Raw genomic sequence first — 14,406 nt, 5'->3', positions numbered from 1 at the left:
TGCGATCAGGTCACAGTTCCCCATCGGTTGTGAGGTCGACGCGCCAATTCGGTCGGAAGCTTTTTCCGAAACGGGTCGTCGTGGCAGCATGGCGGGTATGCGCATTACCGTCCTGGGGTGTTCAGGGAGCGTCTCCGGACCAGACTCACCTGCATCGGGTTATCTGTTGACAGCGCCGGACACACCGCCGCTGGTACTCGACTTCGGACCCGGTGTCCTCGGGGCGCTCCAGCGGTTCGCCGATCCCGGCGAGGTCTCCGTCCTGCTCAGCCACCTGCACGCGGACCACTGCCTGGACCTCCCCGGACTGCTCGTCTGGCGTCGCTATCATCCTCACCCGCCGAAGGGGCGCGCACGCGTCTACGGCCCGTCCGACACCGCCCGCCGGATCGGCGTCGCGTCCGCGGAGTGCGGCGGCGACATCGACGACATCTCCGACACGATCGACCTGCGTCACTGGATCGACGGCGAACCGGTCACGTTCGGCGACCTCACCATCACCGCGCGCCGGGTCAACCACCCGCCCGAGGCGTACGGGTTCCGTGTGACCAACGGTGCCGGGCGCACCCTCGTGTACACCGGCGACACCGGCATGTGCGAAGAAGTGATCGACCTCGCCCGCGCGGCCGACGTACTGCTCGCCGAGGCGTCGTGGACACACAGCCCGGATCGGCCCGAAGGGATCCACCTCTCGGGCACCGAGGCCGGTCAGGTCGCACACCGCGCCGGTGTCGGCGAACTGCTGCTCACCCACATACCGCCGTGGACGTCGCGCGAAGACGTCATCGCCGAGGCCAAGGCCGAATTCTCCGGCCCCGTGCACGCGGTGTCCGCGGGCGGCGTCTACACCGTCTGAAGCCGTGTGCCCGCCCCCCGCACCGGGGCGACTAGGCTCTCTGCCGTGACCACACGAGAAGACGGTAGGGCGGACGACGAACTCCGCGAGGTCAAGATCACCCGCGGTTTCACCACTCATCCCGCGGGATCGGTGCTGGTGGAATTCGGAAACACCAGGGTGATGTGCACAGCCAGCGTCGAGGACGGTGTTCCCCGCTGGCGTCAGGGCTCCGGACTCGGCTGGCTGACGGCCGAGTACGCCATGCTGCCCGCCGCCACCCACACCCGCAGCGGCCGAGAGTCCGTCAAGGGCAAGGTCGGTGGACGAACCCAGGAGATCAGCCGGCTGGTCGGACGCTCCCTCCGCGCCTGCATCGACCTCGCCGCCATCGGTGAGAACACCATCGCCCTCGACTGCGACGTGCTGCAGGCCGACGGCGGAACCCGCACCGCCGCCATCACCGGCGCCTATGTGGCCCTCGTCGACGCGGTGACCTATCTCCGCGCCGCCGGCCGTCTCGCGGACCCCCAGCCGATCTCCTGCGGCATCGCCGCGGTGAGTGTGGGCGTCGTCGACGGCCGTGTGCGCCTCGACCTGCCGTACGAGGAGGACTCGCGCGCCGAGGTCGACATGAACGTGGTGGCCACCGACACCGGCACTCTCGTCGAGATCCAGGGCACCGGCGAGGGCGCGACGTTCCCGCGGAGCACGCTCGACAAACTGCTGGATTCCGCGCTCACAGGGTGCGAGCAACTGTTCGAGATCCAGAAGGCCGCACTCGAACTGCCCTACCCCGGTGTGCTTCCGGAGCCGAAGATCCCGGAGACGTCGAAGAAGAAGTTCGGGAGCTAGATCGGTGCCGGAAACCACACGAGTGCTGGTGGCCAGCCGCAACGCGAAGAAACTCCGGGAACTGCATCGCGTGCTCGCGGCAGCCGGTGTCGACGGAATCGAACTGGTCGGACTCGATGCCGTACCCGAATACCCCGAGGCCCCCGAAACGGGTGCGACGTTCGAGGAGAACGCCCTGGCGAAAGCGCGCGACGGTGCCGCCGCAACCGGATTGCCCTGTGTCGCAGACGATTCCGGAATCGAGGTGGACGCACTGAACGGCATGCCCGGAATTTTGTCCGCACGCTGGTCGGGCACGCACGGAAACGATCCCGCGAACACCGCCCTGGTCCTGGCTCAGCTCGGCGACGTGCCCGACGACCGCCGGGGGGCGGCGTTCGTCTCGGCGTGCGCGCTCGTGGTGCCCGGCGGCGAGGAATCGGTGGTCCGCGGCGAATGGCGGGGGAGCATCGCCCGCGAGCCCGTCGGCGACGGCGGGTTCGGCTACGACCCGGTCTTCGTGCCCGACGGGGACACCCGATCGGCCGCCCAGCTGTCACCGGAGGAGAAGGACGCGTCCTCGCACCGGGGGCGGGCACTCGTTCAGCTCGTCCCCGCCCTGGCGGCGCTCACCGGGCGCTGACACTCGCTACGCTTCACGGGAGGAGGTTCGCATGTCGCCGATGATGGTGCCGCAGACGCCGCTCGGCTGGCTGACCTACGTGATCGCGATGATCACCGGGCAGCCGGTCATCATGTGAGGAAGCCGACCGGTTCGATCAGAGACCGAAGTCGCGGCGGACCTGCTTGGTCCGCTGGTGCTCCACGTAGAACGACAGGAACGGAATGGTGCCCGCGAGGAGCGTCCCGACCGTCCGGCCCGCGGGCCAGCGCACCTTGACCGCCAGGTCGAGCGTCACCAACAGGTAGACGAAGTACACCCAGCCGTGGACGACGGCGATCCAGGTGGGCAGGTTGTCGACCTTGAAGATGTACTTGGCCACCATCTCAGCGGTGAGTACCAGCAGCCACACACCGGTGGCGTAGGCGAGGACGCGGTAGCGCAGGAGCGCGGGGGCGATCTTCTTCTGCTTCGCGGTGTCTGCGACCGAACCGGCAGTCGTCTCGTCTTGGCCCGTGCTCACGTGGTGCTCCTATCGGTCTCGCGAGCGGACAGCTCGGCGAGGTACTGGTTGTACTGCGAAATCTGCCGGCTCTCGAGGTCGTCCGGATCGTCGTCCTCGGCCACCGAGGGACGAGGGGGCAGGACGTCTGCCGGGATCTCCCGCAGTTCGGTGGGAGCATCCGGGACGTCGGCGGGGTCAGCCGGTTCGGCGTCCTCGAGCTGCACGAATCGCCGATAGGCGTAGACGAGGAACGCCGCGAACAGCGGCCACTGGAACGCGTATCCGAGATTCTGGCCGGTCCCGCCCACCGCTTCGAAACGTGTCCACTGCCACCAGCCGAGTGCGAGGCACCCGACAGCCCCGACGACCACCAACAGGATCAGCGCGGGGCGGCGTTGCTTACGGTTACCGGACACGTAACGACGGTACCTGAATCGCTGAATGCGCTGCTAGGAGAGGTTGCCGCTATGGCGGCGGTCACAGCCGCCGCAGCGCCCGACAAGCCGTAAATCTAAGCGAAACAGGGCCGCCGAAAAATTGGCAAAGAACCCGAGAAGTGCGCGAGGGGGGATTCGAACCCCCACGTCCTTTCAGACACCAGGACCTAAACCTGACGCGTCTACCCTTCCGCCACTCGCGCGCGAAGCACAGACTACGCCATGTGAGCGACACTCTGGCGCACACGCGTCAGCCGGTGTGCTCGCCTCCGTTCCCGCTCCTTCGCCCGGCCCACGTCGCAGTCTGGCTGTGGCAGTTGGGGCACAGGAATCGAACTTGCTCCAAGCGGGAGTCCGACGGGTCACCCCGTATGTGGTCCACGTGCAGGATCAGTGGGAGTCCGCACCAGTCGTCACCGAGGCCGCAGAGAACGCATTTGTATTCGACTCCGGCCTCGATCAGGGCACGGCGCAACAGATGTGGTTTCACGCGTGCGCTACCTGGTGGTCGTTTCACCACAATCTCCTCCCACGACATGCGATTGCGAGCCCGCTTGCCCTTGGTGTGTGCACTCCCCGTGAAGTGCGTCGTATCGATCCCGAACTTCTTGATCTGCCGACTCAGGTGCGCGTGTGTCCCACCCGCGGGCTTCAGTCCGAGGTAGCGCATGACGCCGGCGTAGCTCGTCGATTCTGCGACCGCCTGCTCGAGTACTTCCCGCGTGTACTTCATCTCGCACCCGCCACCCGTCGCTGCGCGCGCTGGTACCGCCAGACGGCGTGGGTGAAGGTGGTAGGTGTGATCTCGAGCCGTGCTGCTGCTGCGGCGACGAGGTGTTCGGCGTCTGCAGTCGATGGGGGTGCTTCGAGATCGAGTGCCTCGCCGAGGAAATCGCACACCAATTGGTGAGATTCGGTGGTGCGGACGCCGAGTTGCATGGCGAAGCACTCCCAGGTGGCGATACCGAACCCGGGCACCCCGACGATCGCGTTCCGCTGTGCCTCGTCGTCGCGGAGATCCGCCGAGGTGGTGCAGCCCAGCTCGGCGAGCGAGCGTGCCGCCGAGGCGACGGCCTCGGCCTTGGTGGTGTAGTTCCCCGGTACTCGCTGCCTGTTGTTCAGGACGGCCAGGAGGTCTTCGGGTTCATCGGCGTGCGCAGCGAGTGCCGTGAGGTCGTCGAGGGGTCCGGCCCGGTGATCGCGCCAGCGGGTGATGACGGCGCGGACCCCCGTGGTAGGCGTTCCGTAGGTGGCGCGGGCGGAGAACGCGGCATCGAGGAGCCCGGCTTCGATCTCGCGCGGCCAGCCCTCCGTCCAGTGCGGCCACGGCTCTCGTGGCAGTTCGGCGGCGACGTGATCGAGTAGGGCGCGGACGTGGGCTGTGCTCATTTCTTCCCCCCGGAGAATGGCTGTCGGCAGTTCCTGGATTCGAACATTAGTGCGAGGGTCCGACAGGTTCGCTTTCGCTGGTCGCGGACCCGGATTCGAGGACGCAGACCTGCATGAACCTGGGACTTCGTCAAGGTGGTAACAGATTGATAACGATTAATATGAGGCTTTCCTCAGGTTCTTGGACGTCCTTGCACCGCCCTCGTCCAGCACGGACGCGTTCTACTCGCCGGTCACTTCGCGGGAGATCTGTGAGGGACATCACGGGATATTTCTCCGATGCACGGCTGTGACACCACGACGGCTCGTGAACGTGAGGAAATCCTCATGATTCTGTGTCAACCTTGAACAGCCCGGAAGAGCTGATCAGAGCCGATACAGCTGGCACACGATGCCGAGGGCGGCAGACACTATCCCCACCTCCCCCCAGAGGGGACCAGGAGAGGACATACGCGTGACGATTGACGACACGACACCCGCAGGAAACGGAAAAAACTCGAAGGGTTCGCGGCGCATCGGCGTAGACCGGGACGACACTCGGTCGTCGAGCAAGGGCACCCTCGTGGATCGTCTGCTCGGAGGTGAGCCGTACGCGCTCGCCTTCGGTGGTCAGGGCGCGCCCTGGCTGAGCTCGCTGGAGGAACTGAGCCGCGACAACGGACTCGAGCCGGCACTCACCACGATCGTCAACGACGCGGCCGACTACCTGGCCCCCGTGGCGCAGGAACTCCTCGTCGTGCGCCCGGTCGGATTCGACCCCATCGCCTGGATCCTCGAGCAGGAACTCGCCGACGAAGAGGACGGCGCCCAGGCGGCCGGTCCCTCCGCGGCAGCCCTCACCTCGGCGGCGGTGTCTCTCCCCGGCGTCTTCCTCACCCAGATCGCAGCGCTGCGTGCGCTGGCTGCTCAGGGCCTCGATCCCGCGGTTACGGCTCCCGTGTCGGTGATCGGCCACTCCCAGGGGCTCCTCGCCGCGGAGGCCGTTGCCTCCTCGGGTCAGAAGGACGGCGAACTCCTCGCCCTCGCTCAGCTCATCGGTGCGGCTGCCGGCCTCGTCGGCCGTCGTCGCGGAGTGATCGCCGCCGCCGACTCCACCCCGATGCTCGCTGTATCGAACGTCGACCCGGAACGACTGCGTCAGATCGTCGAGGAGCTCGCCGAGGGCCTCGAGCCCGAGCGTGCAGCCGTCCTCGGCATCCGTAACGCCCGTCGCCGTGTCGTGCTGTCCGGCCCGCCCGCCCAGCTGGCACGCGTTCAGCAGCGGTGCGAGCAGATCGAGGCCGACGAGGCCCGTGAGCGCGACGCCAAGAAGCGTGGCGGCTCCATCTTCGCGCCTGTCTTCGAGCCCCTCGCGGTCGAGATCGGCTTCCACCACCCCGCACTCGCGGAGACGATCGACATCGTCGGCCAGTGGGCTGTGCGCTGCGGTCTCGACGAGGAGAAGGCCCGCGCTCTCACGAGCGCCTGCCTGGTCGATCCCGTCGACTGGGTTGCTGCCGTCGACAGCACCCTCGAAGCCGGTGCCGCGTGGATCCTCGACCTCGGACCCGGTGACCTCCTCACCCGCATGACGTCGGCCAGTGTCCGCGGCCAGGGCGTCGGCATCGTTGCCGCCGCGACCCGTGGCGGTCACCGCAACCTGCTCACGCCGGGCGCAACCCCCGAGGTTCCCGCCGCGTGGACCGAGTTCCTCCCGAAGCCGGTGTCGCTGCCGGGCGGTCGCATCGGCGTCGAGACCGCGTTCACGAAGCTGACCGGTCGTTCGCCGATCCTGCTCGCCGGTATGACCCCGACCACGGTCGACCCGAAGATCGTCGCCGCAGCAGCCAACGCAGGCCACTGGGCCGAGCTCGCCGGCGGTGGCCAGGTCACCGAGCAGATCTTCGCCGACAACGTCGAGAAGCTCACCGGGCTGCTCGAGCCGGGCCGCGCTGTGCAGTTCAACTCGATGTTCCTCGACCCCTACCTGTGGAAGCTCCACGTCGGTGGCAAGCGCCTCGTGCCGAAGGCCCGCGCCGCGGGCGCCCCGTTCGACGGTGTCGTCGTCACCGCCGGTATCCCCGAGCTCGAGGACGCCGTCTCGATCATCGGCGACCTCACCGATGCCGGCTTCAGCTACGTCGCGTTCAAGCCGGGCACGGTCGCGCAGATCCGCTCGGTCATCCGCATCGCCAACGAGGTTCCCTCGTTCCCCGTCATCGCCCACATCGAGGGCGGCCGCGCCGGCGGCCACCACTCGTGGGAAGACCTGGACGACCTGCTCCTCGACACCTACGCCGAGCTGCGTACCCGGCCGAACCTGGTCCTGTGCGTCGGTGGCGGCATCGGCACGCCCGAGCGGGCTGCCGACTACCTGACCGGCCGCTGGTCCGTTGCACACGGCTTCCCGGCCATGCCGCTGGACGGCATCCTGGTCGGTACCGCCGCCATGGCCACCCTCGAGGCGACCACCTCTGCCGAGGTGAAGCAGCTCCTCGTCGACACCCCCGGTACTCCGGACTGGGTCGGAGCAGGCACCGCCGAGGGCGGCATGGCCTCCGGCCGCAGCCAGCTCGGCGCCGACATCCACGAGATCGACAACGCAGCGTCCCGCACCGGCCGTCTGCTCGACGAGGTCGCCGGAGACGCCGACGCCGTCGCCGAGCGTCGCGACGAGATCATCGAGGCACTGAACATCACGGCGAAGCCGTACTTCGGCGACGTCGCGACCATGACGTACGAGCAGTGGCTGCGCCGCTACCTCGAGCTGGCCGTCGGCATCGACGCGGCGAAGGCATTCGACTGCGGCACCGACCTCCAGGACGCCATCACCGAGGCCACCTCGAGCCCGTGGCTCGACATCACCTGGCGTGCGCGCTTCGGCGAGATGCTGCAGCGCACCGAGTCGCGTCTGCACCCGGTCGATCGTGGCCCCATCCCCACCCTGTTCGCCGACGACGCGATTCTCGAGCGTCCCGAGGCGGCCGTCTGCGCCCTGCAGGCGCAGTACCCCGACTACGCCACCACGGTTCTGCACCCCGCGGACGTCTCCTTCTTCGTCTCGCTGTGCAAGACCCCCGGCAAGCCGGTCAACTTCGTGCCCGTCGTCGACGGTGACGTCCGCCGCTGGTGGCGTTCCGACTCGCTGTGGCAGGCACACGATCCTCGCTACACGGCCGACCAGGTCTGCGTCATCCCCGGCACCGTCGCCGTCGCCGGCATCACGCGCGTCGACGAGCCTGTCGGCGAGCTGCTGGACCGCTTCGAGAAGGCCACGTACGACGAGCTGGTCACGGCCGGTGTCGCGCCGCTGTCGCTGCCCGCACGCCGTCACGCGGACATCGCCCGCGGCCTCCTCGACACCGTGCTGTCGGCTCCCGACATCCAGTGGGCCTCGCGCCTGACGCTGAACCCGGTTCGCCGGCTCGGTGACCTCGACAAGTGGTCGATCGAGTCCGACACCCTCGCGGTGCACGAGACCACCGGTGCCGAGCTGTCCGTCATCGACGACCAGCAGGTGCTCCTCACCGTCCCGCTGGTGGCAGCCAAGTCCGTCCAGATCACCATCACCGTTCCCGCGTCCGTCGCGGACGGTGGCGCTCCCGTGGTCACCGAGGCCGACGCCGAGAAGTCGATGACCGCACTCCTCGCGGTCGCGGCCGGTCAGGAACTGCCCGCCGTCAAGAACGGTGTCGCACGCCTCAACCTCGCCTGGACGCCCGACCTGGTCGCCGACCATGCCGGTGTCACCGGCTCGGGTCTGCCCACGACGCTGAGCGTCAGCGGCAAGGCCGTCCCGGACGTGGTCGTCGGTGCTTGCTGGCCGGCCGTGTTCGCCGTGCTCGGTGCTGCCAAGACCGAGGACTCGCTGTCCGTCATCGAGGGCATGCTCGACCTGGTCCACCTGGACCACAGCGTCGATTTCGTCGGCGAACTGCCTTCGGAGACCAGCATTCTCGTCGTCAAGGCCGAGGTCGCCTCGGTTCTCGACACCGACCTGGGCCGCGTCGTCGAGGTCAAGGTCGAGGTCGGCGCCATGCTCGGCGAGGGCCTGGACGCGCCTGCCGTCGTCACCCTGTCGGAGCGCTTCGCGATCCGCGGCCGCACCGGCAAGGGCGAACTGACCGACCCGGCCCGCGCCGGTGGCTCGCTGAGTGACGAGGCCGTCGACACCCCGCGTCGTCGTCGCCGCGACACCACGATCGTCGCTCCCCGCAACATGGGCTCCTTCGCCCAGGTGTCGGGCGACCACAACCCGATCCACACCTCCGACAACGCGGCACTGCTCGCCGGCCTCGGCAGCCCGATCGTGCACGGCATGTGGCTCTCCGCCGCCGCCCAGCAGGTCGTCACCGCCGTGGATCCGGCCGAGACCAAGACGCCGCCGCGTCGCCTCACCGCCTGGACCGCACGCTTCCTGGGCATGGTTCGCCCGGGCGCCGAGATCGACGTCCGCGTCGACCGCATCGCGGTGGACCGTGGCGCCGAGATCGTCGAGGTCGGTTGCCGCATCGACGGTGAACTGGTGATGGTCGCAACGGGTCGCACCGCCGCCCCGAAGACCGTCTACGCGTTCCCCGGACAGGGCATCCAGCGTCCCGGCATGGGCCTCGACGCCCGCGCCCGCTCCAAGGCCGCCCGTGAGATCTGGGACCGCGCCGACAAGCACACCCGCAAGGCCCTCGGCTTCTCGATCCTCGCCGTGGTCCGCGACAACCCGACGGTCGTCAAGGCCCGCGGTGTCGAGCACAAGCACCCGGACGGTGTTCTGCACCTGACCCAGTTCACCCAGGTCGCGATGGCGACGCTCGGTGTGGCTCAGGTTGCCGAGCTCCGCGAATCCGGTGCCTTCGTCGAGGGTGCCCTGCTCGCAGGCCACTCGGTCGGTGAGTACAACGCCCTCGCCGCCGTCGCCGGTGTGCTGCCTCTCGAAGCCGTTCTCGAGGTGGTCTTCCAGCGTGGCTCCGCGATGCACGCACTCGTACCCCGCGACGAGGCCGGCCGCTCCGACTACCGGATGGCTGCCATCCGCCCGTCGCAGATCGGTCTGGCCGACGACGACGTCGAGGCGTTCGTCGCCGGTGTCGCCGAGGCGACCGGTGAGTTCCTGCAGATCGTGAACCTGAACTTGCGTGGCTCGCAGTACGCCATCGCCGGTACGGTCGCCGGACTCAACGCGCTGGAGGTCGAAATCGACATCCGCCGTGAGGCTTTCGGTGGCAAGCGCGCGTACATCATGGTCCCGGGCATCGACGTCCCGTTCCACTCGACGGTGCTCCGCGGCGGTGTCGACGACTTCCGCGGACGTCTCGAGGAACTGCTTCCGCAGGACATCGACCCGGCCATCCTGATCGGGCGTTACATCCCGAACCTGGTCCCCAAGCCGTTCTCCCTGAAGAAGGAGTTCGTGCAGGAGATCGCCGACCTGGTGCCGTCGAAGCCCCTCGACAAGGTGCTGAAGGACTTCGACTCCTGGGCGAAGAAGCCGGTCCAGCTCACCCGCGTGGTCCTCACCGAGCTCCTGGCCTGGCAGTTCGCCAGCCCGGTGCGCTGGATCGAGACGCAGGACCTGCTGTTCGCCGACGAGTCCGAGGGTGGACTGGGTGTCGAGCGGTTCGTGGAGATCGGTCTGGGCTCCGTCCCGACCGTCGCGAACCTCGCGTCGCAGACCCTGAAGCTGCCGGGCCGCTTCGGCTACCCGGTCGAGGTCCTCAACATCGAGCGTGAAGCGTCCATCGTGTACTCCACCGACGTCGATCCGGCGCCGGTCGAGGACGACGAGCCCGCAGCACCCGCAGCCGAGGCGCCCGCCGCATCGGCCGCACCCGCCGCCGCCCCGGCCCCGGCCGCGGCACCGTCCGGTGGACCGCGTCCCGACGACATCGCGTTCAAGGCCGCCGACGCCACCAAGGTTCTGATCAGCCTGTGGACCAAGCTCCGTCCCGATCAGGTCGGCCCCGTCGACACGATCGAGGCGCTGTGCGACGGCGTGTCCTCGCGGCGTAACCAGCTGCTCGTCGACCTCGGCTCCGAGCTCTCGCTCGGCGCGATCGACGGTGCCGCTGACGCCGACATGGGCTCGCTCGCCGGCACGGTCGACTCCCTGGCCCGCACGTACAAGCCGTTCGGCCCGGTGCTGTCCGACTCGATCAACGATCACCTCCGCAAGGTCTTCGGCCCCTCGGGTCGTCGCCCGGCGGCCATCGCGGACCGTGTGAAGAAGGTCTGGGAACTCGGCGACGGCTGGGCCTACCACGTCACCGCCGAGGTGGCGCTCGGAACCCGCGACGGTTCCAGCATCCGTGGTGGTGACCTCGGCGGCCTGGCCGGCGGCGGTCTCGCCGACGGCGCCGCAGTCGACGCCGTCATCGACAGCGCAGTGGCCGCAGTGGCCTCGCGCCGCGGGATCAGCGTCTCCCTCCCGTCCTCGGGTGGCGGAGCCGGTGGCACCGTCGACGCCGCGGCACTGGGCGAGTTCACCGAGCACATCACGGGCCGCGACGGCGTGCTGGCCTCGGCCGCCCGCCTCGTGCTCGAGCAGCTCGGCTTCGCAGGCGACACTGCGACGGCAGCGCAACCGACCGACACCGAACTCGTCGACCTCGTGTCGGCGGAACTCGGCTCCGACTGGCCGCGCCTGGTCGCTCCGGCGTTCGACGCCAAGCGGGCGGTCCTGCTCGACGACCGTTGGGCCAGCGCACGTGAGGACCTCGCTCGTCTGTGGATCGACGCGGCAGGCGTGGAGTCTCTCGAGATCGAAGGCTTCGCCGGTGCAGGCAAGTCCGTTGCGGCGCAGGCCGCATGGTGGCAGGCCCGCGCAACCGACGAGGGTCGCACGGCCCTGGCCGAGAAGTACGGACGCATCGCGGAGGCGGCAGCCGTCGTCACCGACGAGACCCCGGAATGGGCAGACCAGGTCGCCGTCGTCACCGGTGCCAGCAAGGGCTCCATCGCGGCCTCGGTCGCAGGCAAGCTCCTCGCCGGCGGCGCGACGGTCTTCGTGACCACCTCGCGTCTCGACGACAAGCGTCTCGGCTTCTACCGCGACCTCTACCGCCGCACTGCTCGCGCCGGTGCCGCCCTGTGGGTGGTCCCCGCGAACATGGCGTCCTACACGGACATCGACGCGCTCATCGAGTGGATCGGTGAAGCCCAGTACGAGACGGCCGGTGGATCGAAGAAGCTCGTCAAGGAAGCGGTCACCCCGACGCTGCTGTTCCCGTTCGCCGCGCCCCGCGTGGCAGGCGACCTCGCCGACGCCGGCGCCCGCGCCGAAATGGAGATGCGCGTTCTCCTCTGGTCGGTGGAGCGCCTGATCGGCGGACTGTCGAAGATCGGTTACGACCGTGACGTAGACACCCACCTGCACGTGGTCCTGCCCGGTTCCCCGAACCGCGGCCTGTTCGGTGGCGACGGTGCGTACGGCGAGGCCAAGGCCGCGCTGGACGCAGTGGTCGGCCGCTGGAAGGCCGAGCGCAACTGGGCCGAGCGCGTCACCCTGGTGCACGCTCTCATCGGCTGGGTCCGCGGAACCGGCCTCATGGGCGGCAACGACCCGCTGGTCGAGGCCGTCGAAGGTGCCGGAGTCCGTACCTGGTCCACCCAGGAAATGGCCACCGAGCTGCTGCAGTGGTGCGAGCCCGAGGCACGTCGCCTCGCCTCCACCGAGCCGCTCGCGGCCGATCTGACCGGTGGGCTCGCCCAGGCGAACCTGGACCTGCCCGCGCTGGCGAAGCAGGCTCAGGAAGCTGCGACCGCAGCCGCCGAGGCCGACGCAGATGCGGACGAGCTCGACACCATCGCGGCTCTCCCCGCCCCGCCGCGGGTCTCCGCGTCGGTGGCACCGGCCTGGTCCGGCGTCACCGCGGCTCCGGAGGACCTCGTCGTCATCGTCGGCGCCGGTGAGCTCGGACCGTTCGGTTCCTCGCGTACCCGCTTCGAGATGGAGGTCGACGAAGAGCTTTCGGCGGCAGGCGTTCTCGAACTCGCCTGGAACACCGGACTCGTCGTGTGGGAGACCACGCCGTCCGCAGGCTGGTACGACGCCGAGACCGGGGAACTGGTTCCGGAGGCCGAGATCGCGGACAAGTACCACGACGCAGTCGTCGAGCGCTGCGGCATCCGCCGCTACGCGGACGACGGCGCCATGGTCGAGAACACCGCACCGCTCCTCACGTCGGTCTTCCTCGACAAGGACCTGAGCTTCGTGGTCAGCACCGAGGCGGAGGCACTGGCCTTCGTCGAGGCCGACCCGGAGAACACGGTCGCGACGCCGGTCCCGGACAGCGGTGACTGGCAGGTCACCCGCCGTGCGGGCACCGAGATCCGCGTCCCCCGCAAGATGAAGCTCACGCGCAGCGTGGGTGGTCAGATCCCGACCGGATTCGACGTCACCAAGTGGGGCATCCCCGCCGACATGGCCGACTCCGTCGACCGCGTGGGCCTGTGGAACATCGTCGCCACGGTGGACGCGTTCCTCACCGGTGGGTTCACGCCCAGCGAACTGCTGCGGTGGGTGCACCCCTCGCTGGTCGCCAACACCCAGGGCACCGGCATGGGCGGCATGACCTCCATGAGGTCGCTGTACATCGACACGCTGCTCGGCGAGAACCGGCCGAACGACATCCTGCAGGAAGCCTTGCCGAATGTGATTGCGGCGCACGTGGTCCAGTCCTACGTCGGCGGTTACGGCGCCATGGTCCACCCGGTTGCGGCGTGCGCCACGGCCGCGGTGTCCGTCGAAGAGGGCGTCGACAAGATCAAGCTCGGCAAGGCCCAGCTCGTGGTCGCCGGCGGGTTCGACGACCTCAGCGCGGAGGGCATCATCGGATTCGGTGACATGTCCGCCACGGCCAAGACCGACGACATGCGGGCCAAGGGCATCGACGACCGTCGATTCTCCCGGGCCAACGACCGTCGTCGCGGCGGGTTCGTCGAGTCGCAGGGTGGTGGCACGATCCTGCTGGCCCGCGGTGACCTGGCACTCGAGATGGGCCTGCCCGTCCTCGGTGTGGTCGCCTACGCCGGCTCGTTCGCGGACGGTGTCCACACGTCGATCCCGGCTCCCGGAATCGGTGCGCTCGGCGCGGGTCGTGGGGGAGCGGATTCGCAGCTCGCCCAGTCCCTCGGCAAGCTCGGTGTCAGTGCCGACGACATCTCGGTGATCTCCAAGCACGACACGTCCACCGCGGCCAACGATCCCAACGAGGCGGAGCTGCACGAGCGCCTCGCCGGGGCACTCGGCCGCAGCGAAGGTGCACCGCTGTTCGTGGTCTCGCAGAAGAGCCTCACCGGACACGCCAAGGGTGGTGCCGCCGCGTTCCAGCTGATCGGTCTCTGCCAGGTGCTCGACCAGGGCATCGTTCCGCCGAACCGCAGCCTCGACTGCGTCGACGAGAAGATGGCCGAGTTCGAACACCTCGTGTGGGCTCGAGAGCCGCTCCGCTTCGGCGAGCAGTTCGCGCTGAAGGCCGGTCTGCTGACCAGCCTCGGCTTCGGGCACGTGTCCGGCATGGTCGCGGTCGTGCACTCGCAGGCGTTCGTCGAGGCCATCCCGGCCGACAAGCGTGAGGCGTACCTCGAGCAGGCACGCAAGCGCACCGTCGAGGGTCAGCGTCGACTGGCGAAGGCCATGGTCGGCGGCGGCAGCCTGTACGAGCGTCCGGCGGATCGTCGCTTCGGCGGCGACAGCGTCCCGGCCGCAGCGTCCCGTCAGCTCGAGGCGGACGTCCTGCTCACCGAGGCCGCGCGCCTCGGAGCGGACGACGTGTACAGCTCGGGTCTGCCCGGCTGCAAGTAGGAACGA

The 14,406-nt window shown here is 68.9% G+C and carries 8 protein-coding genes and 1 tRNA gene; 4 read left to right on the top strand and 5 right to left on the bottom strand.

Annotation, left to right across the window (positions count from 1 at the left end):
* Positions 1-97: 97 nt before the first annotated feature.
* The 3 genes from QM806_RS05825 to rdgB are packed head-to-tail and all read left to right on the top strand — an operon-like array spanning position 98 to position 2,312.
* Positions 98-856, top strand: a complete 759-nt coding sequence (locus QM806_RS05825) for a cyclic nucleotide-degrading phosphodiesterase (RefSeq protein ID WP_043792108.1) — start codon at positions 98-100, stop codon at positions 854-856.
* A gap of 45 nt (positions 857-901) precedes the next feature.
* A complete protein-coding gene (gene rph, locus QM806_RS05820) occupies positions 902-1,690 on the top strand; it encodes a ribonuclease PH (RefSeq protein ID WP_005570849.1) in 789 nt (262 codons plus the stop codon).
* Between the two features lie 4 nt (positions 1,691-1,694).
* Positions 1,695-2,312: an RdgB/HAM1 family non-canonical purine NTP pyrophosphatase gene (rdgB, locus tag QM806_RS05815; RefSeq protein WP_169693867.1), complete on the top strand. Its 618-nt coding sequence runs from the start codon at positions 1,695-1,697 to the stop codon at positions 2,310-2,312.
* 136 nt (positions 2,313-2,448) lie between these two features.
* On the opposite strand, the gene QM806_RS05810 is transcribed toward rdgB, so the two are convergent.
* The 5 genes from QM806_RS05810 to QM806_RS05790 form a co-directional block, all read right to left on the bottom strand.
* Positions 2,449-2,814 carry a DUF3817 domain-containing protein gene (locus tag QM806_RS05810; protein WP_005248298.1) on the bottom strand — a complete coding sequence of 122 codons (366 nt, stop codon included), beginning with the start codon at positions 2,812-2,814 and terminating at the stop codon, positions 2,449-2,451.
* Positions 2,811-3,212, bottom strand: a complete 402-nt coding sequence (locus QM806_RS05805) for a hypothetical protein (protein WP_005248296.1) — start codon at positions 3,210-3,212, stop codon at positions 2,811-2,813. The genes QM806_RS05810 and QM806_RS05805 overlap by 4 nt, the downstream gene beginning before the upstream one ends.
* Before the next feature lie 141 nt (positions 3,213-3,353).
* Positions 3,354-3,436: transfer RNA gene (locus QM806_RS05800), tRNA-Leu, on the bottom strand.
* 47 nt (positions 3,437-3,483) lie between these two features.
* Entirely contained in the window at positions 3,484-3,966 is a 483-nt protein-coding gene (locus QM806_RS05795) for an HNH endonuclease (protein ID WP_246860048.1), read from the bottom strand.
* Complete coding sequence (locus QM806_RS05790; protein ID WP_054248370.1) at positions 3,963-4,622, bottom strand: DUF8548 family protein; 660 nt, start codon at positions 4,620-4,622, stop codon at positions 3,963-3,965. The genes QM806_RS05795 and QM806_RS05790 overlap by 4 nt, the downstream gene beginning before the upstream one ends.
* Positions 4,623-5,076: 454 nt before the next feature.
* Here QM806_RS05790 and QM806_RS05785 point away from each other — a divergent pair, with 454 nt between their 5' ends.
* Positions 5,077-14,400 (top strand): type I polyketide synthase, encoded by a 9,324-nt coding sequence (locus tag QM806_RS05785; protein WP_064080151.1) that lies wholly within the window; start codon positions 5,077-5,079, stop codon positions 14,398-14,400.
* The last annotated feature ends 6 nt before the right edge of the window (positions 14,401-14,406 follow it).

The organism is Rhodococcus sp. IEGM 1351 (assembly GCF_030056875.1).
GTDB lineage: Bacteria > Actinomycetota > Actinomycetes > Mycobacteriales > Mycobacteriaceae > Rhodococcus_F > Rhodococcus_F opacus.
Note: the sequence above shows the minus strand (reverse complement) of the source record. Positions and strands in the feature narration are given on the sequence as shown.

Coding starts and splice junctions, on each gene's coding strand:
- QM806_RS05825 (WP_043792108.1), top strand. CDS start 98: ATGCGCATTACCGTCCTGGGGTGTTCAGGGAGCGTCTCCGGACCAGAC.
- QM806_RS05795 (WP_246860048.1), bottom strand. CDS start 3,966: ATGAAGTACACGCGGGAAGTACTCGAGCAGGCGGTCGCAGAATCGACG.
- QM806_RS05790 (WP_054248370.1), bottom strand. CDS start 4,622: ATGAGCACAGCCCACGTCCGCGCCCTACTCGATCACGTCGCCGCCGAA.